The organism is Pseudomonas sp. KCJK9058, from assembly GCF_046230975.1.
Taxonomy (GTDB): Bacteria; Pseudomonadota; Gammaproteobacteria; order Pseudomonadales; family Pseudomonadaceae; genus Aquipseudomonas; species Aquipseudomonas alloputida.
In genome coordinates this window covers 1-22238 of record NZ_JBJJLR010000026.1, presented here as the reverse complement: position 1 = coordinate 22238, position 22238 = coordinate 1, and the positions used below count along the sequence as shown (strand labels likewise).

18 protein-coding genes, 3 tRNA genes and 2 pseudogenes are annotated in these 22238 nt (G+C 61.3%); 10 read left to right on the top strand and 13 right to left on the bottom strand.

Annotated elements, in window-relative coordinates:
- Positions 1 to 97 precede the first annotated feature (97 nt).
- The 7 genes and pseudogenes from ruvC to ACK59Z_RS15170 form a co-directional block, all read right to left on the bottom strand.
- The gene (gene ruvC, locus ACK59Z_RS15200; RefSeq protein ID WP_003254769.1) at positions 98 to 622 is read right to left on the bottom strand and encodes a crossover junction endodeoxyribonuclease RuvC; all 525 of its coding nucleotides are present in this window, start codon (positions 620 to 622) and stop codon (positions 98 to 100) included.
- A gap of 185 nt (positions 623 to 807) precedes the next feature.
- Positions 808 to 1554 carry a YebC/PmpR family DNA-binding transcriptional regulator gene (locus ACK59Z_RS15195; protein ID WP_003254770.1) on the bottom strand — a complete coding sequence of 249 codons (747 nt, stop codon included), beginning with the start codon at positions 1552 to 1554 and terminating at the stop codon, positions 808 to 810.
- A gap of 114 nt (positions 1555 to 1668) precedes the next feature.
- Positions 1669 to 3444, bottom strand: coding sequence for an aspartate--tRNA ligase (gene aspS, locus ACK59Z_RS15190; protein ID WP_004575741.1), 1776 nt, complete (start codon positions 3442 to 3444; stop codon positions 1669 to 1671).
- A gap of 93 nt (positions 3445 to 3537) precedes the next feature.
- Positions 3538 to 3759 (bottom strand): FmdB family zinc ribbon protein, encoded by a 222-nt coding sequence (locus ACK59Z_RS15185; RefSeq protein WP_003254776.1) that lies wholly within the window; start codon positions 3757 to 3759, stop codon positions 3538 to 3540.
- A 94-nt stretch (positions 3760 to 3853) separates the two neighbouring features.
- A complete protein-coding gene (locus ACK59Z_RS15180; RefSeq protein ID WP_003254778.1) occupies positions 3854 to 4183 on the bottom strand; it encodes a ribbon-helix-helix domain-containing protein in 330 nt (109 codons plus the stop codon).
- A gap of 233 nt (positions 4184 to 4416) precedes the next feature.
- Positions 4417 to 4521: pseudogene (locus ACK59Z_RS15175) on the bottom strand (dihydroorotase); the annotation flags it as partial.
- A 49-nt stretch (positions 4522 to 4570) separates the two neighbouring features.
- Positions 4571 to 5044, bottom strand: coding sequence for a Dps family protein (locus tag ACK59Z_RS15170; RefSeq protein WP_003254783.1), 474 nt, complete (start codon positions 5042 to 5044; stop codon positions 4571 to 4573).
- A gap of 280 nt (positions 5045 to 5324) precedes the next feature.
- Between ACK59Z_RS15170 and ACK59Z_RS15165 the strand changes: the two genes are divergently transcribed.
- A complete protein-coding gene (locus ACK59Z_RS15165; RefSeq protein ID WP_003254784.1) occupies positions 5325 to 5918 on the top strand; it encodes a cold-shock protein in 594 nt (197 codons plus the stop codon).
- Between the two features lie 121 nt (positions 5919 to 6039).
- Here ACK59Z_RS15165 and ACK59Z_RS15160 read toward each other — a convergent pair whose 3' ends face one another.
- Together ACK59Z_RS15160 and ACK59Z_RS15155 are read right to left on the bottom strand one after the other, a co-directional pair.
- Entirely contained in the window at positions 6040 to 6246 is a 207-nt protein-coding gene (locus ACK59Z_RS15160; RefSeq protein ID WP_003254785.1) for a SlyX family protein, read from the bottom strand.
- A 1-nt stretch (position 6247) separates the two neighbouring features.
- Positions 6248 to 6667, bottom strand: a complete 420-nt coding sequence (locus tag ACK59Z_RS15155; protein ID WP_003254786.1) for an HIT domain-containing protein — start codon at positions 6665 to 6667, stop codon at positions 6248 to 6250.
- Between the two features lie 691 nt (positions 6668 to 7358).
- Between ACK59Z_RS15155 and ACK59Z_RS15150 the strand changes: the two genes are divergently transcribed.
- The 3 genes from ACK59Z_RS15150 (at position 7359) to ACK59Z_RS15140 (ending at position 11474) form a co-directional block, all read left to right on the top strand.
- A complete protein-coding gene (locus tag ACK59Z_RS15150) occupies positions 7359 to 8624 on the top strand; it encodes an OprD family porin (RefSeq protein ID WP_012051471.1) in 1266 nt (421 codons plus the stop codon).
- 160 nt (positions 8625 to 8784) lie between these two features.
- On the top strand, positions 8785 to 10500 hold the full coding sequence (locus tag ACK59Z_RS15145; protein ID WP_003254788.1) for a proline--tRNA ligase: 1716 nt from the start codon (positions 8785 to 8787) through the stop codon (positions 10498 to 10500).
- 20 nt (positions 10501 to 10520) lie between these two features.
- Entirely contained in the window at positions 10521 to 11474 is a 954-nt protein-coding gene (locus ACK59Z_RS15140; RefSeq protein WP_003254789.1) for a hypothetical protein, read from the top strand.
- A gap of 26 nt (positions 11475 to 11500) precedes the next feature.
- Here the strand turns inward: ACK59Z_RS15140 and dinB are convergent, their stop codons facing one another.
- Positions 11501 to 12559 (bottom strand): DNA polymerase IV, encoded by a 1059-nt coding sequence (gene dinB, locus ACK59Z_RS15135; protein ID WP_161775046.1) that lies wholly within the window; start codon positions 12557 to 12559, stop codon positions 11501 to 11503.
- A 221-nt stretch (positions 12560 to 12780) separates the two neighbouring features.
- Here dinB and ACK59Z_RS15130 point away from each other — a divergent pair.
- The 5 genes from ACK59Z_RS15130 to ACK59Z_RS15110 all read left to right on the top strand — a co-directional run bounded on the left by ACK59Z_RS15130 (position 12781) and on the right by ACK59Z_RS15110 (position 17475).
- Positions 12781 to 12857, top strand: a tRNA-Met gene (locus ACK59Z_RS15130).
- A 134-nt stretch (positions 12858 to 12991) separates the two neighbouring features.
- Positions 12992 to 13068, top strand: a tRNA-Met gene (locus ACK59Z_RS15125).
- 134 nt (positions 13069 to 13202) lie between these two features.
- Positions 13203 to 13279, top strand: a tRNA-Met gene (locus tag ACK59Z_RS15120).
- A gap of 261 nt (positions 13280 to 13540) precedes the next feature.
- Positions 13541 to 16183, top strand: a complete 2643-nt coding sequence (mprF, locus tag ACK59Z_RS15115; RefSeq protein WP_003254792.1) for a bifunctional lysylphosphatidylglycerol flippase/synthetase MprF — start codon at positions 13541 to 13543, stop codon at positions 16181 to 16183.
- Complete coding sequence (locus ACK59Z_RS15110; protein ID WP_108190679.1) at positions 16183 to 17475, top strand: virulence factor family protein; 1293 nt, start codon at positions 16183 to 16185, stop codon at positions 17473 to 17475. The genes mprF and ACK59Z_RS15110 overlap by 1 nt, the downstream gene beginning before the upstream one ends.
- A gap of 49 nt (positions 17476 to 17524) precedes the next feature.
- Here ACK59Z_RS15110 and ACK59Z_RS15105 read toward each other — a convergent pair whose 3' ends face one another.
- Positions 17525 to 19435, bottom strand: coding sequence for a potassium transporter Kup (locus tag ACK59Z_RS15105; protein WP_003254794.1), 1911 nt, complete (start codon positions 19433 to 19435; stop codon positions 17525 to 17527).
- A 235-nt stretch (positions 19436 to 19670) separates the two neighbouring features.
- Between ACK59Z_RS15105 and rimO the strand changes: the two genes are divergently transcribed.
- Positions 19671 to 21002, top strand: a complete 1332-nt coding sequence (rimO, locus tag ACK59Z_RS15100) for a 30S ribosomal protein S12 methylthiotransferase RimO (protein ID WP_004576169.1) — start codon at positions 19671 to 19673, stop codon at positions 21000 to 21002.
- Between the two features lie 71 nt (positions 21003 to 21073).
- On the opposite strand, the gene ACK59Z_RS15095 is transcribed toward rimO, so the two are convergent.
- Together ACK59Z_RS15095 and ACK59Z_RS15090 are read right to left on the bottom strand one after the other, a co-directional pair.
- The gene (locus tag ACK59Z_RS15095; protein WP_012051465.1) at positions 21074 to 21823 is read right to left on the bottom strand and encodes a hypothetical protein; all 750 of its coding nucleotides are present in this window, start codon (positions 21821 to 21823) and stop codon (positions 21074 to 21076) included.
- A 54-nt stretch (positions 21824 to 21877) separates the two neighbouring features.
- Positions 21878 to 22238, bottom strand: a pseudogene (locus ACK59Z_RS15090) (hypothetical protein); the annotation flags it as partial.

Genomic DNA, 22238 nt, shown 5'->3' with positions numbered 1-22238 from the left:
CCTCTCGGGGAGCCGGTCAAAGACCGCTCAACCCTATCAGCAAATGCAGCGGGTGAATGCATCACCCGAACAAAATGTGTATCAGCGCATGAAGCGCTTACAGACGCAAGCGCCCGCCGCGTCGCCGCGCTGTGCTCAAGCCATGCGGCACCAGGCTGGAGCGGGTGTGGGCGTGGCACAGGGCGATGGCCAGGGCATCGGAAGCGTCGATCTGCGGTTTTTGCGTCAATTTCAGCAGGTGCATGACCATCATCATCACCTGCTCCTTGTTGGCCCCCCCCGTGCCGGCCACGGCCTGCTTGACCTGGGTGGCGCTGTACTCGGCGATCTCCAGGCCGGCCTCGGCGGCGGCGACGATAGCCGCGCCACGTGCCTGGCCAAGCTTGAGCGCCGAATCGGCGTTGCGGGCCATGAACACCCGTTCGATGCCCATGGTCACCGGGCCGTGCTGAGCGATGATTTCACTGACACCACGAAAAACAATCTGCAGCCGCTCGTGCAGCTCACCGCTGCCGGTGCGGATGCAGCCCGACGCCACGTACTCGCAACCACGGGCGGTCTGGCGTACCACGCCATAGCCGGTGATGCGCGAGCCGGGGTCGATACCTAGAATCAGAGTCATAAAGCCCGTCGAAAAAATGATGCATCTCTACAAACTGCGCCGGCCCTTTCGCGGGTAAACCCGCTCCTACAGGTACTGCACCACATTTGAAATGGGCGTAATACCTGTAGGAGCGGGTTTACCCGCGAAAGGGCCGGCACAGGCGCTATCAAACGCTCAGAGTTGGCACAAAATGCCAAATCACCTTAGCCGAGGTTTTCCATGATCTCATCGGAAATCTGGGCGTTGGAGTAAACGTTCTGCACGTCATCCAGGTCTTCGAGCATGTCGATCAGCTTGAGCACCTTTTCGGCACCGTCCTGGTCGAGTTCGGCGCTGGTGGTCGGCTGCATGACGATTTCCGCGTCAGCGGCCTTGAAGCCAGCCTCTTCCAAGGCATTACGTACGGCATAGAAGCTGTTGAACGAGGTGAACACATCGAAGGAGCCGTCGTCGTTGGCGACCACGTCGTCGGCATCGGCTTCCATTGCCGCTTCCATCAACGCGTCCTCTTCCACGCCCGGAGCAAAGCTGATCTGGCCTTTGCGTTCGAACAGGTAGGCCACAGAACCGTCAGTACCCAGGTTGCCGCCGCACTTGGTGAAGGCATGGCGCACGGCCGCGGCGGTACGGTTGCGGTTGTCGGTCATGGCTTCGACCATGATCGCCACGCCACCCGGGCCGTAACCTTCGTAGCTAAGCTCTTCGACATTGTCGCTTTCATTGGTGCCAGCACCACGGGCCACGGCACGATCGATGATGTCGCGGCTCATGTTGGCGCCCAACGCCTTGTCCAGCGCCAGGCGAAGGCGCGGGTTGGATGCCGGATCAGGGCCACCCTGCTTGGCTGCGACCGTCAGTTCGCGGATCCACTTGGTGAAGACCTTGCCCCTCTTGGCATCCTGGCGCTCTTTGCGGTGCTTGATGTTCGCCCACTTGGAATGACCAGCCATAACGACTCCGAATCCTTTGAATCACAAACAGCCCCGCCCCATGACGGGGCGGGACGGGAAAATACCTGCGTCGAAACGCAAAGGCGCATCCATGTGGATGCGCCCGGGGACTGCTTACTCGACCTTGGTCTGTTCGCGCAGTCGGATGTGCAGCTCGCGCAGGGCCTTGGCGTCGACCATGCCAGGGGCCTGGGTCATGACGCATGCGGCGCTCTGGGTTTTCGGGAACGCGATCACTTCACGGATCGACTGAGCGCCGGTCATCAGCATGACCAGACGGTCCAGACCGAACGCCAGGCCACCGTGAGGCGGTGCCCCGAACTTCAGAGCGTCGAGCAGGAAGCCAAACTTCTCTTCCTGTTCTTCTGCCTCGATACCCAACAGACGGAATACCGCCTGTTGCATCTCTTTACGGTGGATACGGATCGAACCGCCACCCAGCTCGGTACCGTTCAGCACCATGTCGTAGGCACGGGACAGGGCAGTGGCCGGGTTGGCCTCGAGCTCCTCCGGGGTGCACTTCGGCGCGGTGAACGGGTGGTGCAATGCAGTGAAGCTGCCGTCTTCGTTCTCTTCGAACATTGGGAAGTCGACGACCCACATCGGCGCCCACTCGCAGGTCAGCAGCTCGAAGTCGTGACCCAGACGAATACGCAGCGCACCCAGGGCTTCGCTGACCACCTTGAACTTGTCGGCACCGAAGAACACGATGTCACCGTCTACGGCGCCAACGCGATCGAGGATGTTGTTGAGGTTGGCCTCAGGGATGTTCTTGACGATCGGCGACTGCAGGCCTTCGACGCCCTTGGCGCGCTCGTTGACCTTGATGTAGGCCAGCCCCTTGGCACCGTAGATACCGACGAACTTGGTGTACTCGTCGATTTTGCTGCGCGGCATGCTGGCACCACCTGGCAGACGCAGGGCGGTAACGCGGCACTTCGGATCGTTGGCCGGGCCGGCGAACACCTTGAAGTCGACATCCTTCAGCTGGTCGGCAACGTCAACCAGCTCCAGCGGAATACGCAGGTCTGGCTTGTCGGAGCCGTAGCGGCGCATGGCCTCTTCGAAGGTCATGTGCGGGAATTCGCCGAATTCCAGGTCGAGCACTTCCTTGAACAGCTTGCGGATCATGCTTTCGGTCAGGCCCATGATCTCGCTTTCATCGAGGAAACTGGTCTCGATGTCGATCTGGGTGAATTCCGGCTGACGGTCGGCACGCAGGTCTTCGTCACGGAAGCACTTGGCGATCTGGTAGTAACGGTCGAAGCCAGCGACCATCAGCAGCTGCTTGAACAGCTGTGGCGATTGCGGCAGGGCGAAGAAGCTACCGGCGTGGGTACGGCTTGGCACCAGGTAGTCGCGCGCGCCTTCCGGCGTGGCTCGGGTGAGGATCGGGGTTTCGACGTCGAGGAAGCCGTTTTCGTCGAGGAAGCGACGAATGCTGCTGGTGATGCGCGAGCGCAGGCGCAGCTTGTCGGCCATTTCCGGGCGACGCAGATCGATGAAGCGGTAACGCAGGCGGGTTTCCTCGCCGACGTCAGAGTATTCGTTCAGGGGGAACGGCGGGGTTTCCGCTTCGTTGAGCACGTTCAGCTGGTAGCCGAGGATCTCGATGGCACCGGATGCCATGTTGGCATTCACTGCACCTTCAGGACGCTTGCGGACCTTGCCGGTGATCTGCACGACGTATTCGCTGCGCACACGGTCGGCAGCAGCGAAGGTTTCGGCGCGATCCGGGTCGAACACGACCTGGGCCATGCCTTCGCGGTCACGGATGTCGAGGAAGATCACCCCGCCGTGGTCGCGGCGACGATGGACCCAGCCGCAAAGGGTGACTTCCTGGCCGTCCAGGCTCTCGTTCAGTTGGCCGCAATAATGGCTGCGCATCATGATGGTGGTTTCGCTTCTCGTGATTCGTGTATTCGGTGGAGGCCTTGGCCGCCCGGAGGGCTAATACTGCAAGACCCGGTCACAGCATTCAACTCAGTCGGCCTTGTCGCCGCCTGCCAGATTCTTTTTCGCCCCGGTCTTGAAGTCGGTTTCGTACCAACCGTTACCGCTCAGGCGAAAGCCTGGCACCGACAGCAGCTTTTTCAGTGCCGGCGCCTGACAGGCCGGGCAATCGGTCAGCGGCGCGGCGCTGATCTTCTGCAGCACTTCCATGCGGTGCTCGCAGGACGCACATTGATAGTCATAAAGGGGCATGGGTGTCTCTCGTCAACCATAACGCTGGCTGCCGGGGGGCAGCAAAAAGCGGGATTATATATGGTTAGCAAGCACTGCGCAGCCCGCCTGGCGATCAGCGCACACTTGGCGGGTCCTGCAGCCACGCCACGCAGATTACCCGGATCAGCCCGCTGAAATTGCGCACTCCGCCCTGGCGCAGGTGCACTTCACGGTCCACGTAGGACAACACCGCACTGACCGAACAACGGTTGGCAGCAGCAATGCGCTCAAGGATACCCCAGTAGACAGCCTCCAGGCGCAGACAGGTAGAAAAGCCGTTGAGCCGCACGGAACGTGACACCGGCTGCGTCTGCAACATGTCGAAGTCCGCCTTGAACGGGTCGATGCACTGTTTTCCTGGCCAGCTGCCCTGGCCAGCCATACGTTTGCTCGCTTGCATCATGCGCCACACTTCCTCGTCACAGGTACCAGGTGGCCTATGAAGCGCTGACGGGCGAGCTTAAAGCAGCGGCAAAATGTTCCTTCGCAAATACCGGATTGCCAGGCGGAGCCTGTGGGAGCGGCCTTGCGTCGCGAAAGGGCCGCGCAGCGGCCCCAGGATCTCGGCATCATGCATAGATTGCTGGGGCCGCTTTGCGGCCCTATCGCGACACAGGCCGCTCCCACAGGGGTTACTCAGGCCTCGTGGCAGAGGTGCCCGTCGACCAAGGTATAACGCACTGCACCTGGCAGGCGGCTGCCGATGAATGGTTGGGCACCGGCTGCGCCGGTGTTCGCGGGCGTGCCCGCTCCCACAGCGGTTGCGCAAGCTTTCCGCCTTGAGCAACGGTTACTTGCCGTCGAGCAGTACCCGCAGCATCCAGGCGGTTTTCTCGTGTACCTGCATGCGCTGTGTCAGCAGGTCGGCGGTCGGCTCGTCACTGACCTTGTCCACCACAGGGAAAATGCTGCGCGCAGTGCGTACCACGGCCTCCTGTCCCTGAACCAACTGGCGGATCATCTCGTCTGCCGGGGGGACGCCTTCCTCCTCCTTGATCGACGAGTGCCGTGCATAAAATGCATACGAACCCGGTGCCGGGAAGCCCAAGGCACGGATGCGCTCGGCGATCGAATCGACTGCCAGCGCCAGTTCGTTGTACTGCTCTTCGAACATCAGGTGCAGGGTGCGGAACGACGGGCCGGTGACGTTCCAGTGAAAGTTATGGGTTTTCAGATACAGCACGTAGGTATCCGACAACAGGCGGGACAGCCCATCGACGATGGACTTGCGATCTTCTTCACTGATACCGATATCGATTGCCATGAAGCTCCCCTTTCCATAAGGCTTGAGACTCAAGCGGGCGCCGACCACTGTAGCAACACTTGTCGCATCCCGCATGTGACATGGCGCAATACATCGCCACTGGGCGGCCCGCGGTTTGAGTAGGCTGTGGCTTTACTGTTAAATAGGCACTGTGCCACCCGTGCGGACTGTCATTGCCGGGTGCATAGGCTGGCCTGCCACGTGTTCGCGCTCTATATCTCATGCGCACCGTGCTGCCAGCTCTTCCTGTGATCGGCCTTATCAACAGTGAGCCAACCCCATGTTCAAGATCGTCCATCTGGTGACGGGCGTCGCAGCTTTGCTGCTATCGCTCATACCCAGCCTGAAAACCGATGCGACACCCTTCCTGCAGCAACCCGACGCGGTCTACCTGGCCCTGCTCGGCCTGCTCAACCTGGTGCTGGCCCCGGTCGTGCCGCTGTATCATCGCGGCGCGCGGCAACAACTGCAGCACCTGGCCTGCGCCCTGCTGGTGGTCGCCGTCGTGCTGCAGACTCTGACGCTACTGGCCCGCCCGGAAATGGGCAACCTGGCAGCCCTGGTGTGCGCGGCGCTGGCCGTGGCCCTGCATCTGGCCGTGGGCTTTGCCCGCAGCCCGCGCAAGGCACGCGGCAGTCAACACGTTGCACAAGATGCCGGCAACCGTGATACCGGCACCGTCAAATGGTTCAACACATCGAAAGGCTTTGGTTTTATCTCCCGAGACTCGGGTGATGACATTTTCGTGCACTTTCGGGCCATCCGCGGCGAGGGCCACCGCATTCTGGTCGAAGGCCAGCGCGTGGAGTTTTCGGTGATGCACCGCGACAAGGGCCTGCAGGCCGAAGACGTGGTTGCAGTAACCCGCCGCTGACCAACGGCTGACCGGCCGACGCTATCAACGGCAAGCCAACGCCCACAAGGGCCGTGCTGCACCTGAAGGCAGCATCACACCTGTGGGGGCTGGCTTGCCGGCGATAGCAGCCGGGAACAACTCAATAATGAGGAGGCGGGGCCTCTTCCCCTTCGCTGCCATACTGGCCAACCATCTCTTCATGGCGCCTGATCAGCTCGGCCATCTGCAATTGCAGCCGCTCGATCACACGCGCTTGCTCCACCACCACGTCATTCAGCGCCTGGATAGCGTCATCCTGAAACGCCTGACGGGTTTCCAGTTCGACCATCCGCATTTCCAGTGTCATCTCAGGCCTCTTGGTAACCAGCAAGTTGTAGCCCGCGCAGGCGCTGGCGAACGGCTTGCAGTTGATCATCGGTGTAGCCCACAGGCGCACACTTGCCCCATACCGGTGCCGGCCACGCGGCGTCGTCGCGCTGGCGCACGATCACATGCATGTGCAACTGGCTGACCACGTTGCCCAAGGTAGCCACGTTCATCTTGTCGGCCCCATAGCTGGCCTTCAGCGCCTCTGCCAACAAGGTGGTCTCCTGCCACAACTGCTGTTGCTCTGCCGCATCCAGCTCGAACAGCTCACTGACACCAGCGCGCTTGGGCACCAGAATGAACCATGGGTAATTGGCATCCTTGCTCAGCAGCAACTGGCACAGCGAAAACTCTCCCAACACCAGCGAATCCTGCTGCAAACGCGAATCGAGGACGAACACGGCATATCTCCTTCAGGCAATACCATCCCGCTTCAGGCGGAAAACAGGCCAGCAAGGATACCTTGCACACTCCCGGTAACACAGCGCTACTTTTCGCACCAAAATGAGGCCACCTGCCCGCCCTCCCCACACTGACCACCCCACAAACGACGCCGGATTAACAAGTTGCGGTAACACCTTGACTCTAATGGCAGGTTTTTAAATTTTAATGATTCTCGATCCAAAAAATCACTCAAGCCGCCTTCGTCCCGCATTTACTGCACTTTCCGACCCTCGGTAGCCAGTTTTGTGAAAAATTCATGAACTGTTGCGAATTTTGAGCACGCTTGTTGCATTCCCTTCACGCCAAGTCGGCACGACACCTGCAGTGGCAGCTGTACGCGACAAATAACAACAGCGACATGGGTTACCAGGGAGTTTCCTCATCCGGAATCGGCAGTTACCGATTCATTACGGTGACAGGAACAGCGCTGAGGTTATACGGCCCCTGAACCGGGGCGTGATTTGCGACATGGAAATACTTAAAAGCGACACGGTGAAAAAGTTCCGCAAAGAGTGCTTATAGCCATATCGCCAACAACAGTCTGCGTGCTATACATTTTCGCCGACATAACAAGAAAGAGCTGCCCCATATAACTAAAAGACTTGGACGCAGCGGTACTCTTCCTAAAAACCAAAGGAGCAAATCACGATGCGCGTGATGAAGTGGAGCATGATCGCCCTGGCCGTTTCGGCAGGGACCTCGCAGTTGGCAATGGCCTCGGCACAGGACGAGTCCAAAGGTTTCATCGAAGACAGCAAGCTGAGCGTCAAGACCCGCATGCTGTATTTCAGCCGTGACTTCCGCAACAACGAAGGCGGTCAGAGCCGTCGCGAAGAAACCGGCCTGGGCTTCGTCGGCACCTTCGAGTCCGGCTTCACCCAAGGCACCGTGGGTGTAGGTGTCGACGCCATCGGCATGCTCGGCCTGAAACTGGACAGCGGCAAGGGCCGTGCCGGTACCGGCCTGTTCCCGACCGGTTCCGACGGCCGTTCGCAGGATGACTACTCCAAGGGCGGCGGCGCGGTCAAATTCCGCATCTCCGACACCGTGCTGAAAGTGGGTGACCAGTTCACCGCGCTGCCGGTCTTCGCCACCGATGACAGCCGCCTGCTGCCAGAAATCGCCCAGGGCACCCTGATCACCAGCAACGAGATCGAAGGGCTGACCCTGCACGCTGGTCACTTCACCAGCCTGACTGCCCAGGAACAAACCAACCGCGACAGCTTCGGCCTGAAGGAAGCCAACGTGGTCGGCGGCACCTACGCCTTCACCGACAACCTCAGCACCAGCCTGTACTACTCGAAGGTTGAAGACTACTGGCGCAAATACTACGCCAACGTCAACTGGGCGCTGCCAATCTCCGACAATCAAGGCCTGGTGTTCGACTTCAACATCTATGACACCAAGAGCGAAGGCTCTGCCGAGTACCGCGCATTCGATGGCGAGAAGCTGGACAACCGCGCGTTCAGCCTGTCGGGCGCCTACAACATCGGCGCTCACACCTTCACCCTGGCCTACCAGAAAGTCACCGGCGACGGCGACTATGGTTATGGTATCGACGGTGGCGGCACCATCTTCCTGGCCAACTCCGTGGCCCGCTCCGACTTCAACGCCGAAGACGAGAAATCCTGGCAGGCTCGCTACGACCTGAACTTTGCCGAATACGGCATTCCAGGCCTGACCTTCATGACCCGTTATGTACGCGGTTCCGACGCCAACGTCGCCGGCACCACCAACGGCAAAGAATGGGAACGCGACGTCGACATCAAGTACGTGCTGCAGGAAGGCCCGGCGAAAGACCTGAGCTTCCGCGTGCGTCAAGCCACCTACCGTTCTTCCGATGGTGTCTACTACGATTCCCCATCGATCGACGAACTGCGCCTGATCGTGGAGTACCCGCTGAGCATCCTGTAAGCCTGGCTTGCAGTGCCCCGCACCTGAAAAAGCCCGGCAATCACGCCGGGCTTTTTCTTGGCTGACAAGTGTCACGCCCTGGGGCATCCTGTACGCCTTCGTTTCCCCCCCGTACAATGCGGGGCTATTTCAACGTCTTAGGCAATCGACACGGCTAACCATGCGCACCAGTCAATATTTGCTCGCCACCCAGAAAGAAACCCCTGCCGACGCAGTGGTCATCAGCCATCAGCTCATGCTGCGTGCCGGCATGATCCGCAAACTGGCCTCCGGCCTGTACACCTGGCTGCCGATGGGCTTGCGGGTAATGCGCAAGGTCGAAGCCGTGGTGCGTGAGGAAATGAACGCCGCCGGCGCCCTGGAGGTGCTGATGCCGAGCATCCAGCCCGCCGAGCTGTGGCAGGAATCGGGTCGCTGGGAGCAATACGGCCCGGAGCTGCTGCGCCTGAAAGACCGCCACCAGCGTGACTTCTGCGTCGGCCCTACCCACGAAGAAGTGATCACCGACCTGGCCCGTAACGAGCTGTCCAGCTATAAACAGCTGCCGCTCAACCTGTACCAGATCCAGACCAAGTTCCGTGACGAAATCCGCCCGCGCTTCGGCCTGATGCGTGGCCGCGAGTTCATCATGAAGGACGCCTACTCGTTCCATGCCGACCAGGCTTCCCTGCAGGAAACCTACGATCGCATGCACCAGGCGTACAGCAATGTGTTCACCCGCCTGGGCCTGGACTTCCGCCCAGTGCAGGCCGATACCGGCTCGATCGGTGGCAGCTACTCGCACGAGTTCCACGTGCTGGCCGAGTCCGGCGAAGACGACGTGATCTTCAGCGACAGCTCCGACTACGCCGCCAACATCGAGAAAGCCGAGGCTATCCCGCGTGAAACCGTGCGCCCTGCCCCTACCGAGGAGCTGCGCCTGGTCGACACCCCGAACGCCAAGACCATCGCCCAGTTGGTGGAAAACCACGGCCTGCCGATCGAAAAGACCGTCAAGACCCTGATCGTACGCGGTGCCGAAGAGGGCAAGCTGATTGCCCTGATCGTCCGTGGCGACCACGAACTGAACGAAATCAAGGCCACCAAGCTGGAACAGGTTGCCGACCCGCTGGTCATGGCCACCGAAGCCGAACTGCGCGACGCCATTGGCGCCGGCGCCGGCTCGCTCGGCCCGCTCAACCTGCCACTGGAAATCATCATCGACCGCTCGGTTGCCCTGATGAGCGACTTCGGCATTGGCGCCAACATCGACGACAAGCACTACTTCGGCGTCAACTGGGAACGCGACCTGCCGGTGCCACAGGTTGCCGACCTGCGTAACGTGGTCGAAGGCGACCCAAGCCCGGATGGCCAGGGCACCCTGGTGATCAAGCGCGGCATCGAAGTGGGCCACATCTTCCAGCTGGGTACCAAGTACAGCGAGGCATTGAAATGCCAGGTACTGGGCGAGAACGGTAAGCCGGTGGTTCTGTCGATGGGCTGCTATGGCATCGGCGTTTCCCGCGTGGTCGCCGCGGCCATCGAGCAGAGCTATGACGACAAGGGCATCATCTGGAACGACGCCCTGGCCCCGTTCCAGATCGCTCTGGTACCGCTGCGCTATGAAACCGAGGTGGTCCGTGAGGCAACCGACAAGCTGTACGCCGAACTGACTGCTGCCGGCTTCGAAGTGCTGCTGGACGACCGCGACAAGAAGACCAGCCCAGGCATCAAGTTTGCCGACATGGAGCTGATCGGCATCCCACACCGCATCGTCGTCAGCGATCGCGGCCTGGCCGAAGGCAACCTGGAGTACAAGCACCGCACCGAGCAGGACGCCCAGGCGTTGCCGCTCAATGAAGTGCTGGCCTTCCTGCAGGCCCGCGTTCGCCGCTGATAACCAATGCACGAGTGATCATGTACAAGCGAAGTACCTTTACCCTTGGGGGCGCCGCACTGTGCGGCGCCCTGCTCGTCAGCGGCTGCGCCAACCAGATGTCCCAGCGCAGCGACCATGAGGAGCGCGTCGAGCGCAAACTGCTCGAGCACACCCTGCAGATCGATGTCGGCGAGCCGAAGGTGATGGAGCTTCCGCAGCGACGTGTGCGCGTGCATGAGCAAAAGCGCTTCGAAGTGACCGAATTCGAAGTGACCCGTCGCTATGACCGCTACACGCCTTACCAACCCTGGAGGGAGATCTACGAGATCCCGCTGGGTGCAGTGGCCGTGGTGGCGGGTGTCGGCGCCAATGTGGTCAACGTCTTCGCCTTGGGTAACCTGCCGCAAAGTATCACCCACGACTGGCTCAGCTATGGCGTGGATGGGCTCAATCCGTTCATGAACGTGCCATCCAACGGCCGCGCCCAGCAGAACCTGGCCGGGATCAGCGAAGTGCAGAAAGGCCAGCGAGAGGAATCCACCAGCCTGCCCTGGAGCGAGCGCCTGGTCGAGGTCAAGGCCGGCAAGATGACCCACGAGCTGACCACGGACCGCAACGGCGTGCTGCGCCTGAACCTGCTCGACAGCCCGTTCTCCGAGCAAAACCTCAACCACGTCGGCACCCTGCACCTGCAAGTACTTGACGAGGACAATGCGGTACGAGGCGATGCCAGCCTGTTGGTCAGCGCTACCCTGCGCAATAAGCTGCTCGAAGCCCATGAGCTGATCTTCGATGACCTCGAAGATGATGATGTCGGCCAGTGGGTGCACCGGGTCAAGCGCCTGTCCGAACTGGGCCTTGAAGAGGAAGCCAGTGAAATGGAACAGAGCCTGATCGAGCTGACCCGCAACGATCCGGAGCTGCAACAGGAGTTCCTACAGTCGCTGACCAAGGCCACTGGCCGGTTGGTGGCGGATCCAGGCGTGCATTAATAGAAGGGGCTGCATTGCAGCCCCTTTCATTTAGGCGGGAACAGCTCCAGCTGTTCATGCGCGCCCCGCAAGTCACGCAACCTCACCCCTACCCCTAGCAAGCGTACCGGCTTGCCGCCACGGGCGAACGCCTGCCCCAGCAATTGCCGATAACTCTCCAGGTCCCGGCCGGCCCCGGCTTGCTCCATGGTGGTCTGGCTGAAGTCATGGAACTTGACCTTGACGAACGGCTTGTCTGGCCGGTAACTGCTGTCCATTCGAGCGATGCGTTCGTTCAGGCTAGCCAGCAGATCTGGCAGCCGCGCCAAGCAACTGGCCAGGTCTGGCAGGTCGGTGTCGTAGGTGTTTTCCACACTCACCGACTGGCGTCGGCTGTCGTTATGCACTGCACGCTCATCAATCCCCCGCGCCAACCCCCACAACCGCTCGCCAAAACTGCCGAACTCGCGCACCAATGCCAGCCGTGACCACTCACGCAAATGCAGGCAGGTTTCGATGCCCAGCCGCGTCAGTTTGTCGGCCGTCACCTTACCCACCCCATGCAACCTGGCCACCGGCAAGGCTGCAACGAACGTTTCCACTTCATTTGGGGTAATCACGAACAGCCCGTTGGGTTTGCGCCAGTCACTGGCGATCTTGGCCAGAAACTTGTTAGGCGCCACGCCAGCCGACACGGTGATATGCAGGGTGCGGGCAACACGCCGGCGTATATCCTCGGCAATGCGCGTGGCGCTGCCCGAATACCACTGGCTGTCGCTTACATCCAGATAGGCTTCGTCCAGGGACAAAGGCTCGATGAGCTCTGTGTAGTCGCGAAAGATCGTGTGGATTTCCCGCGAGGCCTCACGGTAGGCCTCGAAGCGCGGCTTGACGATCAACAGATCGGGGCAGAGCTTCAGCGCATGCCGCGATGACATGGCCGAGCGCACGCCATAGGCACGCGCTTCATAGTTGCAGGTGGCGATTACCCCGCGATGGTCGGGCGAGCCCCCCACCGCCATGGGGCGACCGGCCAGGCGCGGGTCATCACGCATCTCGATCGCAGCGTAGAAACAATCGCAGTCGACGTGGATGATCTTGCGCAAGGACATGGACGACCGTCAGCACTGTAAATTCATACAGATAGTATCGCATGCGCCCTCTTCTGAAACAGCTCACCTGCTTTGCTACACGATAATCGGCCTGAAAGCCCCGCCGTGACTGAGCTGTACACTGTTATGAAGCGCTAAGGGTTTGAACAAAAAAGGTTTTTCCAAAACAATTGCTTGACATCAGTGCGTAAATCCGTAGAATTCGATCTCACAGGCGCGGGATGGAGCAGCCTGGTAGCTCGTCGGGCTCATAACCCGAAGGTCGTCGGTTCAAATCCGGCTCCCGCAACCAGATTCGAGAAAAGGCCACTGTTAACGCAGTGGCCTTTTTCTTTGCCCGTTAAAAAGCTTTTCCGAAAAAGCCTCGAAAAATCAAAGCCTAGCGCTTGACATATAAACTACACGCTGTAGAATCCGCCCCACTGACGCGGGATGGAGCAGCCTGGTAGCTCGTCGGGCTCATAACCCGAAGGTCGTCGGTTCAAATCCGGCTCCCGCAACCAGATTCAAGAAAAGGCCACTGTTAACACAGTGGCCTTTTTCTTTGCCTGCTGATAAGCATTTGCGAAAAAACGTCGAAAAATCAAAGCCTAGCGCTTGACATACAAACCATACGCTGTAGAATCCGCCCCACTGACGCGGGATGGAGCAGCCTGGTAGCTCGTCGGGCTCATAACCCGAAGGTCGTCGGTTCAAATCCGGCTCCCGCAACCATACTCGTCAGAACAAACCCCGCCTGTGTAAAAGCAGCGCGGGGTTTGTTGCTTTATACCTCCCTGATTTTCGTCGCCTCGATTTTCCCTCCCCTCATGCCAACCCGCAGGCTTGAGATGTCGTGCCCAGGATGAACTATCTTTAACCCTGCCAAGCCGCTGCAAACGCTTGAGGCCGGAGTAACATTGGATACGTTTTCTTAAGGGACTTTCACTTGGCCGCACCTTTCCTTCACCTCGCGCCGCATGCCCGGGGCAACTCATGACTTCGCACAATCCCGAACCGCCGGTGCCACTCGCTACGGCGCTACCCGGTGCTGTGCAGCGCCTACCCCTACTCGAACGCCTGAGTCGCTACCGCCAGCCCATAGGCCTGATGGTGACCCTGTTACTGTTCACGATGGCCTTGATTGCCTGCCGCCACCTGCTGAGCGAGCTGGACATCTATGCCTTGCACGATGCCATGCTCAGCGTGCCCACCCAGTCATTGCTGGGCGCCTTGCTGGCAACGGTGATCGGCTTTGTGATCCTGCTGGGCTACGAGTGGTCGGCCAGCCGCTATGCGGGCGTGAAACTGCCAGCACGCAGCCTGGCACTGGGCGGCTTCAGCGCCTTTGCCATCGGCAACGCCATCGGCCTGTCGATGCTCTCTGGCGGCTCGGTTCGCTATCGCCTGTACGCACGGCAAGGGCTTGGTGCTGGCGAAGTCGCACGCATGACCGTGTTTGCCAGCCTGTCACTGGGCTGCGCGCTGCCGCCCCTGGCCGCCTTGGCGACATTGAGCAACCTGCCGGCGGCCTCGACAGCGCTCGGGTTGGCGCCCGGCCTGCTGGCAGCTGTTGCCAGCGCCGTGCTGGTGGTGTCTGCCTTACTGGTAATTGGCTTGTACCGCCGACGCCTGGCCGAGCAACCGGCGGCCAATAACCTGCTCGTTCAACTGGGGCGGCGCACACTTCGGCTGCCGGATGCACGCCTGGCGGCCCTGCAATTGCTGATAACCGCGCTGGATGTGGCGGCGGCGGCCACCGTGCTCTACCTGTTGCTGCCCGAAGCCCCTCCTTTCGGCGCGTTCGTGCTGGTGTACCTGCTGGCCTTGGCCGCGGGCGTGCTCAGCCACGTACCGGGCGGCGTCGGGGTGTTCGAAGCAATCCTGCTGGCGGCCTTTGCCGACCAGCTCGGTGCCGCACCGCTGGCGGCTGCCTTGCTGCTGTACCGGCTGATCTATGTGGTGCTGCCACTGCTGCTGGCCTGCGTGTTGCTGCTGGCCAATGAAGCCCGACGCCTGCTGTTTGCGCAACAGGCCATCAAGGCCGCTTCAGGTCTGGCCGCACCGATCCTGTCGATTCTGGTGTTCCTGTCCGGCGTGGTGCTGCTTTTTTCCGGTGCCACGCCCGAGATAGATACGCGCCTGGAGCATATGGGTTTCCTGGTGCCACACCGGCTGATCGACGCCTCTCATTTCGGCGCCAGCCTGATCGGTGTGCTATGCCTGCTGCTGGCCCAAGGCCTACGCCGGCGCCTGTCCGCCGCCTGGCTACTGACCACCGTGCTGTTGCTGGTCGGCGCCCTGCTGTCGCTGTTGAAGGGCTTTGACTGGGAAGAGGCTTGCCTGCTGACCTTTACCGCCGCCCTGCTCGCGCTGTTCCGCCGCTCGTTCTATCGCCCCAGCCGACTGCTGGAGCTGCCCTTCTCGCCGGTTTTCCTGGTGGCCAGCGCCTGTACGGTGGGCGCATCAGTGTGGCTTCTGCTGTTCGCCTACCAGGATGTGCCTTACAGCCATCAGCTGTGGTGGCAGTTCACCCTCGATGCCGACGCGCCACGGGGCCTGCGCGCCGCCATGGGCAGTGCCTTGCTGTTGGCTGCCGTGGCACTGACGTGGCTGTTGCGCACAGCGCCGCCAGTGATCCACCTGCCCGATGAAGAAGAGCTGCAACGCGCCAGCCGCATCCTGCAGGCCTCCGACCAGCCCGACGGCGGCTTGGCGCTGACTGGCGACAAGGCGTTGCTGTTCCACCCGCGTGGTAACGCGTTCCTCATGTACGCCCGGCGCGGCCGCAGCCTGGTGGCGCTGTACGACCCGATAGGCCCGGCCCAGGAACGCGCCGAGATGATCTGGCAGTTCCGCGACCTGTGCGACCTGCACCACGCACGGCCCGTGTTCTACCAGGTACGCGCGGAGAACCTGCCGTTCTACATGGACATCGGCCTGACCGCATTGAAGCTCGGCGAAGAAGCCCGGGTCGACTTGCGCCGCTTCGACCTTGAAGCCAAAGGCAAGGAGATGAAAGACCTGCGCTACACCTGGAACCGCGGTGGACGCGATGGCCTGAGCCTGGAGATCCATGAGCCCGGCCACGCCCCGTTGGCTGAGCTGAAGGAAATCTCAGACGCCTGGCTCGGCGGTAAAAACGTGCGCGAGAAAGGCTTCTCGCTGGGGCGCTTCAGCCCAGACTACCTGCAGCACTTCCGCATAGCCCTGATTCGCTTCCAGGGCCGCCCGGTAGCCTTCGCCAACTTGCTGGAAACCCATGGAAACGAGCTGGCCAGCCTCGACCTGATGCGTGCGCACCCCGAAGCGCCAAAGCTGACCATGGAGTTCATGATGATCGGCTTGATCCTGCACTACAAAAGCCATGACTACGGGCGTTTCAGCCTGGGCATGGTACCGCTGTCCGGCCTGCAACCCAGGCGCGGCGCTCCCTTGACCCAACGCTTGGGTTCGCTGGTGTTCCGCCGTGGTGAACAGCTTTACAACTTCCAGGGGCTTCGACGCTTCAAGGACAAGTTCCAGCCGGACTGGGAACCCCGCTACATGGCCGTGCCAGCCGGGCTCGACCCGCTGGTGGCACTGGCCGACACCGCCGCCCTGATTGCAGGCGGCCTGACTGGATTGGTGAAACGCTGATGACCCGACGCTTTTGGCTGTACCTGCTGGTTCCCCTGCTGCTGGCCGCCCTGGGTGGTGGGCTGGCCTTCTGGCTGTGGACGCGCCCGGCCCCCGAGGCGCGCCTGGAGCAAATGAGCATCAATGACACCAGCATCACCCGTGTTACCCCTGGCGTGCACCCCAAGGCCCGGGTGGCCATCGGCGTGCCACAAGACCAGGCACTGACGGGCAAGCAACTGCTCGACCTGAGCCAGGCCGGTGAAGCCCAGCTGGTGCAGGTGATTCTGCCGCCTGGCGACTGCAGCAAGCAGCAGCAGGCCATGGACCAGGCGCTGACCCAACTGCAGGAAAAACCGACCTTGGTCGCCGGCATCGGTCCCGGTGCCACCCAGGCCTGGCGCTGGCTGGCCAGCCAGAAAGATGACAAGGCGCGGGCCATTTCCGTGGGCTTCACCCTAGAACAGCCTGACTGCCAGGCTCCGCTGCCCAAATCGGCTGCCCATGGCCACTGGAACGTCGCCTGGAACGACAACCCGGATGACGCCAGCGCCGCCTTCGTGCGCGACCAGGCCAACGCCGAAACCAGCATCAGCGACTACGACATCCACTTGCCACAAGTGCTCAAGGCGCAACTGACCCAAGCCCTGGTCGGCCGCGACGGTAACGCACTGGCCATCCCGGTGGTCGAAGTGCCGGCCGGGCAAACCACAGACACGGTTACCTTGTTCCTCTCTGGTGATGGCGGCTGGCGCGACCTGGACCGCGACGTGGCCGGGGAAATGGCCAAGCTGGGTTACCCGGTGGTGGGCATCGACACGCTGCGCTACTACTGGCAGCACAAGACCCCGGAACAAAGCGCCGCCGACCTTTCCGAGCTGATGCATCACTACCGGCAGAAGTGGGGTACCAAGCGCTTCGTATTGACCGGCTATTCGTTCGGCGCCGACGTGCTGCCGGCAATCTACAACCGCCTGCCCGTCGAGGACCAGCAGCGTATCGACGCGGTGGTGCTGCTAGCCTTTGCGCGCAGTGGCAGCTTCGAGATCGAGGTCGAGGGTTGGCTGGGCAAGGAAGGCCAGGAAGCGCCAACCGGGCCGGAAATGGCCAAGCTGCCAGCATCCAAGGTCGTGTGCGTATATGGCGTCGAGGAAACCGACGAGAGCGGTTGCACGGAAAAGACGGCAGTGGGTGAGCGCCTGAAACTGCCTGGTGGTCACCACTTCGACGAGAACTACCCGGCACTTGCCAAGCGGTTGATTGGCGAGATCGAGACGCGCCAAGGCAAGACCAGCGTAGCTGAGCAGAACTGACAAGGGTCAGGGCCGCTCTGCGGCCCGGACCCTTGCTGTGCAAACCCATTCAGATCTCGACCTGCGTCCCCAGTTCGATCACCCGGTTCAACGGCAGGTTGAAGAAGCGCAAGTTGCCGTTGGCATTTTTCAGCAGGAACGCGAACAGGTTGCCCCGCCAGCGCGACATCCCCTCCAGCCGTGACGCGATCACCGTCTCGCGGCTGAGGAAGTAGGTAGTGCGCATTGGCGTGAAGTCCAGGTCATCCAGATGACACAGCTTCAACGCGGCAGGCACGTCCGGCTCATCCATGAACCCAAAGTGCAGCAACACACGGAAGAATCCGTCGCCATAGGCTTCCACCTCGAAACGCTCATGTTCCGGTACCCGCGGCCGGTCTTCGCTGACCACAGTCAGCAGCACCACCTGGCTGTGCAACACCTGGTTGTGCAACATGTTGTGCAACAGCGCATGCGGCACGGCATCGGAGCGTGCCGTCAGAAACACCGCCGTACCCTCGACCCGGTGCGGTGGCTGAATGCGGATGCTGCTGATGAACAATGGCAATGGCAGGGCACCTTCATCGATGCGCTCGACCAGAATCTGCTTGCCGCGCTTCCAGGTGCTCATCAGCAGGTACAGCACACCACCGGCCAACACCGGGAAGGCACCGCCCTGAGCAATTTTCGGCACGTTGGCGGCGAAGAACAGCCCGTCGACAAGCAGGAAGCCGACCAGAATCGGCACTGCGAGCAGCGGCGGCCACTTCCACAGCAGCAGCATCACCGCTGACACCAGGACGGTGGTGATCAGCATGGTACCGGTCACCGCAACCCCGTAGGCAGCCGCCAGTGCGCCTGACGACTCGAAACCGATGACCAGCAACACCACGCCCACCATCAACGTCCAGTTCACCGCACCAATGTAGATCTGCCCCTGCTCGTCGCTTGAAGTGTGCTGAATGTGCATACGCGGGATATAGCCCAGCTGGATGGCCTGGCGTGTCAAGGAGAAGGCCCCAGAAATCACCGCCTGCGAAGCGATAACCGTGGCCATGGTGGCCAGCCCGACCAAAGGCAGCAGCGCCCAGCCCGGCGCCAGCAGGTAGAACGGGTTGCGCGCGGCCTCCGGGTTTTGCAGCAGCAATGCACCCTGGCCAAAGTAATTGAGCACCAGCGCCGGGAGCACCAGGATGAACCAGGCCCGGGCAATCGGCTTGCGGCCAAAGTGCCCCATGTCGGCGTACAGCGCCTCGGCCCCCGTCAGCGCCAGCACGACCGCGCCGAGAATGGCCACGCCGATGCCAGGGTGCACCACGAAGAAATTGACTGCCCAGACCGGGCTGAACGCCTTGAGTACTTCCGGGCTCTGCGAGATGCCATGCACACCCAGCGCGCCCAGCGCCAGGAACCAGGTAACCATGATAGGACCAAACAGCTTGCCGATCTTCTCGGTGCCGTGCCGCTGTACCAGGAACAGTGCCACCAGCACCACCAGCGAAATTGGCACCACCCAGTGGTCGATACCGTCGAAGGCCAGGCCCACGCCCTCCACCGCCGACAGCACCGACACCGCCGGGGTGATCATACTGTCGCCATAGAACAGCGAAGCGCCGATCAAGCCACAGATCACCATCAGTGTGCGCAGCCGCGGGTACGCCGCCGTGGCCCGCCGCGCCAGAGCGGTCAACGCCATGGTGCCGCCCTCCCCCTGGTTATCGGCACGCAAGATGAACATCACATACTTGAATGACACCACCCACAACAACGACCAAAGGATCAGCGACAGGATCCCCAGCACGCCATCATGGTTGACCGACACCCCGTAGCCGCCGGTAAAGACTTCCTTGAGGGTATACAACGGGCTGGTGCCGATATCGCCATAAACTACCCCGACCGCCGCCACGAGCAGGCCCACCGACCGTGACGCACCCTGCTTCCCCTCGTGCCCGCCCTCAGCGTGACTGCTTGCCTGAACCATCGACCACTCCCGCAAACGGCCTTCACGGCCCTTGGTAATCAATCTGCCACCAGGCCCTGGAAGGTACCCCGGCGCAACGGCGCGAAGCATAGCGCAGCGTTCGTCGTATTTCTGCTGGTCAAGCGCCCTTGCGCTCGCTAGAATTGCGCACTTTTTGATCAGAGGCGCCAAAAGCGCCCGTCAAGTTCGCCCCCGATTCCGGCCGGGCGACCTGTATTCAATACCGAGGTTAGTCATGTCCACCACGCCCGCCACCCCCAAGGTAGGTTTCGTAAGCCTGGGTTGCCCAAAAGCCCTGGTCGACTCCGAGCGCATCCTGACCCAGCTGCGCATGGAAGGCTATGAAGTCGTACCCACCTACGAGGACGCCGACGTGGTGGTGGTCAACACCTGCGGCTTCATCGACAGCGCCAAGGCCGAATCGCTGGAAGTGATCGGCGAAGCCATCAAGGAAAACGGCAAGGTGATCGTCACCGGCTGCATGGGCGTCGAAGAAGGCAGCATCCGTGACGTGCACCCAAGCGTGCTGTCGGTCACTGGCCCGCAGCAGTACGAGCAGGTAGTCAACGCCGTTCACGAAGTGGTGCCGCCGCGTCAGGACCACAACCCGCTGATCGACCTGGTGCCGCCACAGGGCGTCAAGCTGACCCCGCGCCACTATGCCTACCTGAAGATCTCCGAAGGCTGCAACCACAGCTGCAGCTTCTGCATCATCCCGTCGATGCGCGGCAAGCTGGTCAGCCGCCCGGTGGGTGAAGTGCTGAGCGAGGCCGAGCGCCTGGTCAAGGCCGGGGTGAAGGAAATCCTGGTGATTTCCCAGGACACCAGCGCCTACGGCGTCGACGTCAAGTACAAGACCGACTTCTGGAACGGCCGCCCGGTGAAGACCCGCATGCTCGAGCTGTGCGAAGCACTGAGCAGCCTGGGCGCCTGGGTCCGCCTGCACTATGTGTACCCTTACCCGAACGTTGACGACGTGATCCCGCTGATGGCTGCCGGCAAGATCCTGCCGTACCTGGACATCCCGTTCCAGCACGCCAGCCCGAAAGTGCTCAAGTCGATGAAGCGCCCGGCCTTCGAAGACCGCACCCTGGCGCGCATCAAGAACTGGCGCGAGCAGTGCCCTGAGCTGGTGATCCGCTCCACCTTCATCGTCGGCTTCCCGGGCGAGACCGAGGAAGACTTCCAGTACCTGCTGGACTGGCTGACCGAAGCCCAGCTCGACCGCGTGGGCTGCTTCCAGTACTCGCCGGTGGAAGGCGCCCCGGCCAACGACCTGGGCCTGGCCGAAGTACCGGACGACGTCAAGCAAGAGCGCTGGGACCGCTTCATGGCCCACCAGCAGGCCATCAGTGCTGCCCGCCTGCAATTGCGCATCGGCAAGGAAATCGACGTGCTGATCGACGAAGTCGAGGAACAAGGTTCGGTTGGCCGCAGCTTCTTCGATGCACCGGAAATCGATGGCAGCGTGTTCATCGATGGCGACCATGGTTTCAAGCCAGGCGACAAAGTGCGTTGCCGTGTGGTGGATGCCGACGAGTACGACATGTGGGCTGAACCCATCTAAAACGGCTGAAGCCTGCAAAGCCCCTGCCCCGGCGTTCTCCATAGGGAATGACCGGCGCAGGGGCTTTTTTGTCAGAACGTGTGAAACAGCATCAGGCCGCCCTCGGCATCCGGGCTGGCATCCGAGAAGCCTTTGACTGCATAGAGTTGGACTTTCCACTGCTGGTTGAGCTTGTGGGTGAGGAACAGGGTAAGCTCCTTGATCTGCGCCCCGGTCGAGACCACTTTCTGCCGCCAATCGTAGGAGGCGCCGGCCGAAGTACCGACCGCCACCGGCAGGGCAAAGCCGAGACTGGCAAATACCGGGTCATCGAAGTCGCTATCGGGCGGGTCACCGAACTTCTTCCAACCCAGCGTCGCGAAACCGGTGACCGGGCCAAAGCCCTTGGCTATGTCGACCTGGGTGGTGTAATCGTACTGGCCGGTGCCCAGGCACTGGTCTTCATCAGCGGTAGGGAATTTGACCTTGCCGATCAGGTCCAGCATCAGGCCGCCGTCACGACCATCGAGCAGTGCATAGGCGGCGCTGGCAACCGTGTCACCCAACCCGCTTTCCACGTCTCGGCAACCACCGGGCAAGGGGTCACCATTGGGGCCGACTTCGGGGTTGGTGATACGCAACCAAGGCACGGTAACCTTGTAGGTCATGGGGCCGCTCTCATACTTGCCGACCACCGGCACATACCAGATTTCCGAAGTGGTGCCGGTACCATAGTCGCCACTTGAATAATCCATGCCAATGGCGGCACTGAAGGTATCGGCCAGCGCCGACACGCAGGTGCACGAGAGCAAACAGGCGAACAGAGGGAGCGTGGGTCTCATTTGCAACTCAGTACTCTTTCGGGAAGCATGGCCAGACTTACCCAGCCTAGTTGGCTAACGCCCGGATCGCTCTGGATGCTCAACTTTTTCCACCGTCTCTGCCTTTTCCGGCCTCTCCACCTTTTCAACTTTCTCTGGTAACTCCACCTTTTCGACCCGTTCAGGCTTTTCTACTTTTTCTACTTTCTCGGGCTTCTCGACTTTCTCGACCTTCTCAACTTTCTCGACCTTCTCGACCTTCTCGACCTTCTCGACCTTCTCGACTTTCTCGACCTTCTCGACCTTCTCGACCTTCTCGACCTTCTCGACTTTCTCGACCTTCTCGACCTTCTCGACCTTCTCGACCTTCTCGACCTTCTCGACCTTCTCGACCTTCTCGACCTTCTCGACCGTGTCGTCCCTCTCCTCTTTCACG

Coding starts and splice junctions, on each gene's coding strand:
- ACK59Z_RS15140 (WP_003254789.1), top strand. CDS start 10,521: ATGTACAAGCGAAGTACCTTTACCCTTGGGGGCGCCGCACTGTGCGGC.
- ACK59Z_RS15160 (WP_003254785.1), bottom strand. CDS start 6,246: ATGACACTGGAAATGCGGATGGTCGAACTGGAAACCCGTCAGGCGTTT.
- rimO (WP_004576169.1), top strand. CDS start 19,671: ATGTCCACCACGCCCGCCACCCCCAAGGTAGGTTTCGTAAGCCTGGGT.
- aspS (WP_004575741.1), bottom strand. CDS start 3,444: ATGATGCGCAGCCATTATTGCGGCCAACTGAACGAGAGCCTGGACGGC.
- ACK59Z_RS15185 (WP_003254776.1), bottom strand. CDS start 3,759: ATGCCCCTTTATGACTATCAATGTGCGTCCTGCGAGCACCGCATGGAA.
- ACK59Z_RS15195 (WP_003254770.1), bottom strand. CDS start 1,554: ATGGCTGGTCATTCCAAGTGGGCGAACATCAAGCACCGCAAAGAGCGC.
- ACK59Z_RS15110 (WP_108190679.1), top strand. CDS start 16,183: ATGACCCGACGCTTTTGGCTGTACCTGCTGGTTCCCCTGCTGCTGGCC.
- ACK59Z_RS15095 (WP_012051465.1), bottom strand. CDS start 21,823: ATGAGACCCACGCTCCCTCTGTTCGCCTGTTTGCTCTCGTGCACCTGC.
- ACK59Z_RS15105 (WP_003254794.1), bottom strand. CDS start 19,435: ATGGTTCAGGCAAGCAGTCACGCTGAGGGCGGGCACGAGGGGAAGCAG.
- ruvC (WP_003254769.1), bottom strand. CDS start 622: ATGACTCTGATTCTAGGTATCGACCCCGGCTCGCGCATCACCGGCTAT.
- ACK59Z_RS15180 (WP_003254778.1), bottom strand. CDS start 4,183: ATGATGCAAGCGAGCAAACGTATGGCTGGCCAGGGCAGCTGGCCAGGA.
- ACK59Z_RS15150 (WP_012051471.1), top strand. CDS start 7,359: ATGCGCGTGATGAAGTGGAGCATGATCGCCCTGGCCGTTTCGGCAGGG.
- ACK59Z_RS15165 (WP_003254784.1), top strand. CDS start 5,325: ATGTTCAAGATCGTCCATCTGGTGACGGGCGTCGCAGCTTTGCTGCTA.
- ACK59Z_RS15145 (WP_003254788.1), top strand. CDS start 8,785: ATGCGCACCAGTCAATATTTGCTCGCCACCCAGAAAGAAACCCCTGCC.
- ACK59Z_RS15170 (WP_003254783.1), bottom strand. CDS start 5,044: ATGGCAATCGATATCGGTATCAGTGAAGAAGATCGCAAGTCCATCGTC.
- mprF (WP_003254792.1), top strand. CDS start 13,541: ATGACTTCGCACAATCCCGAACCGCCGGTGCCACTCGCTACGGCGCTA.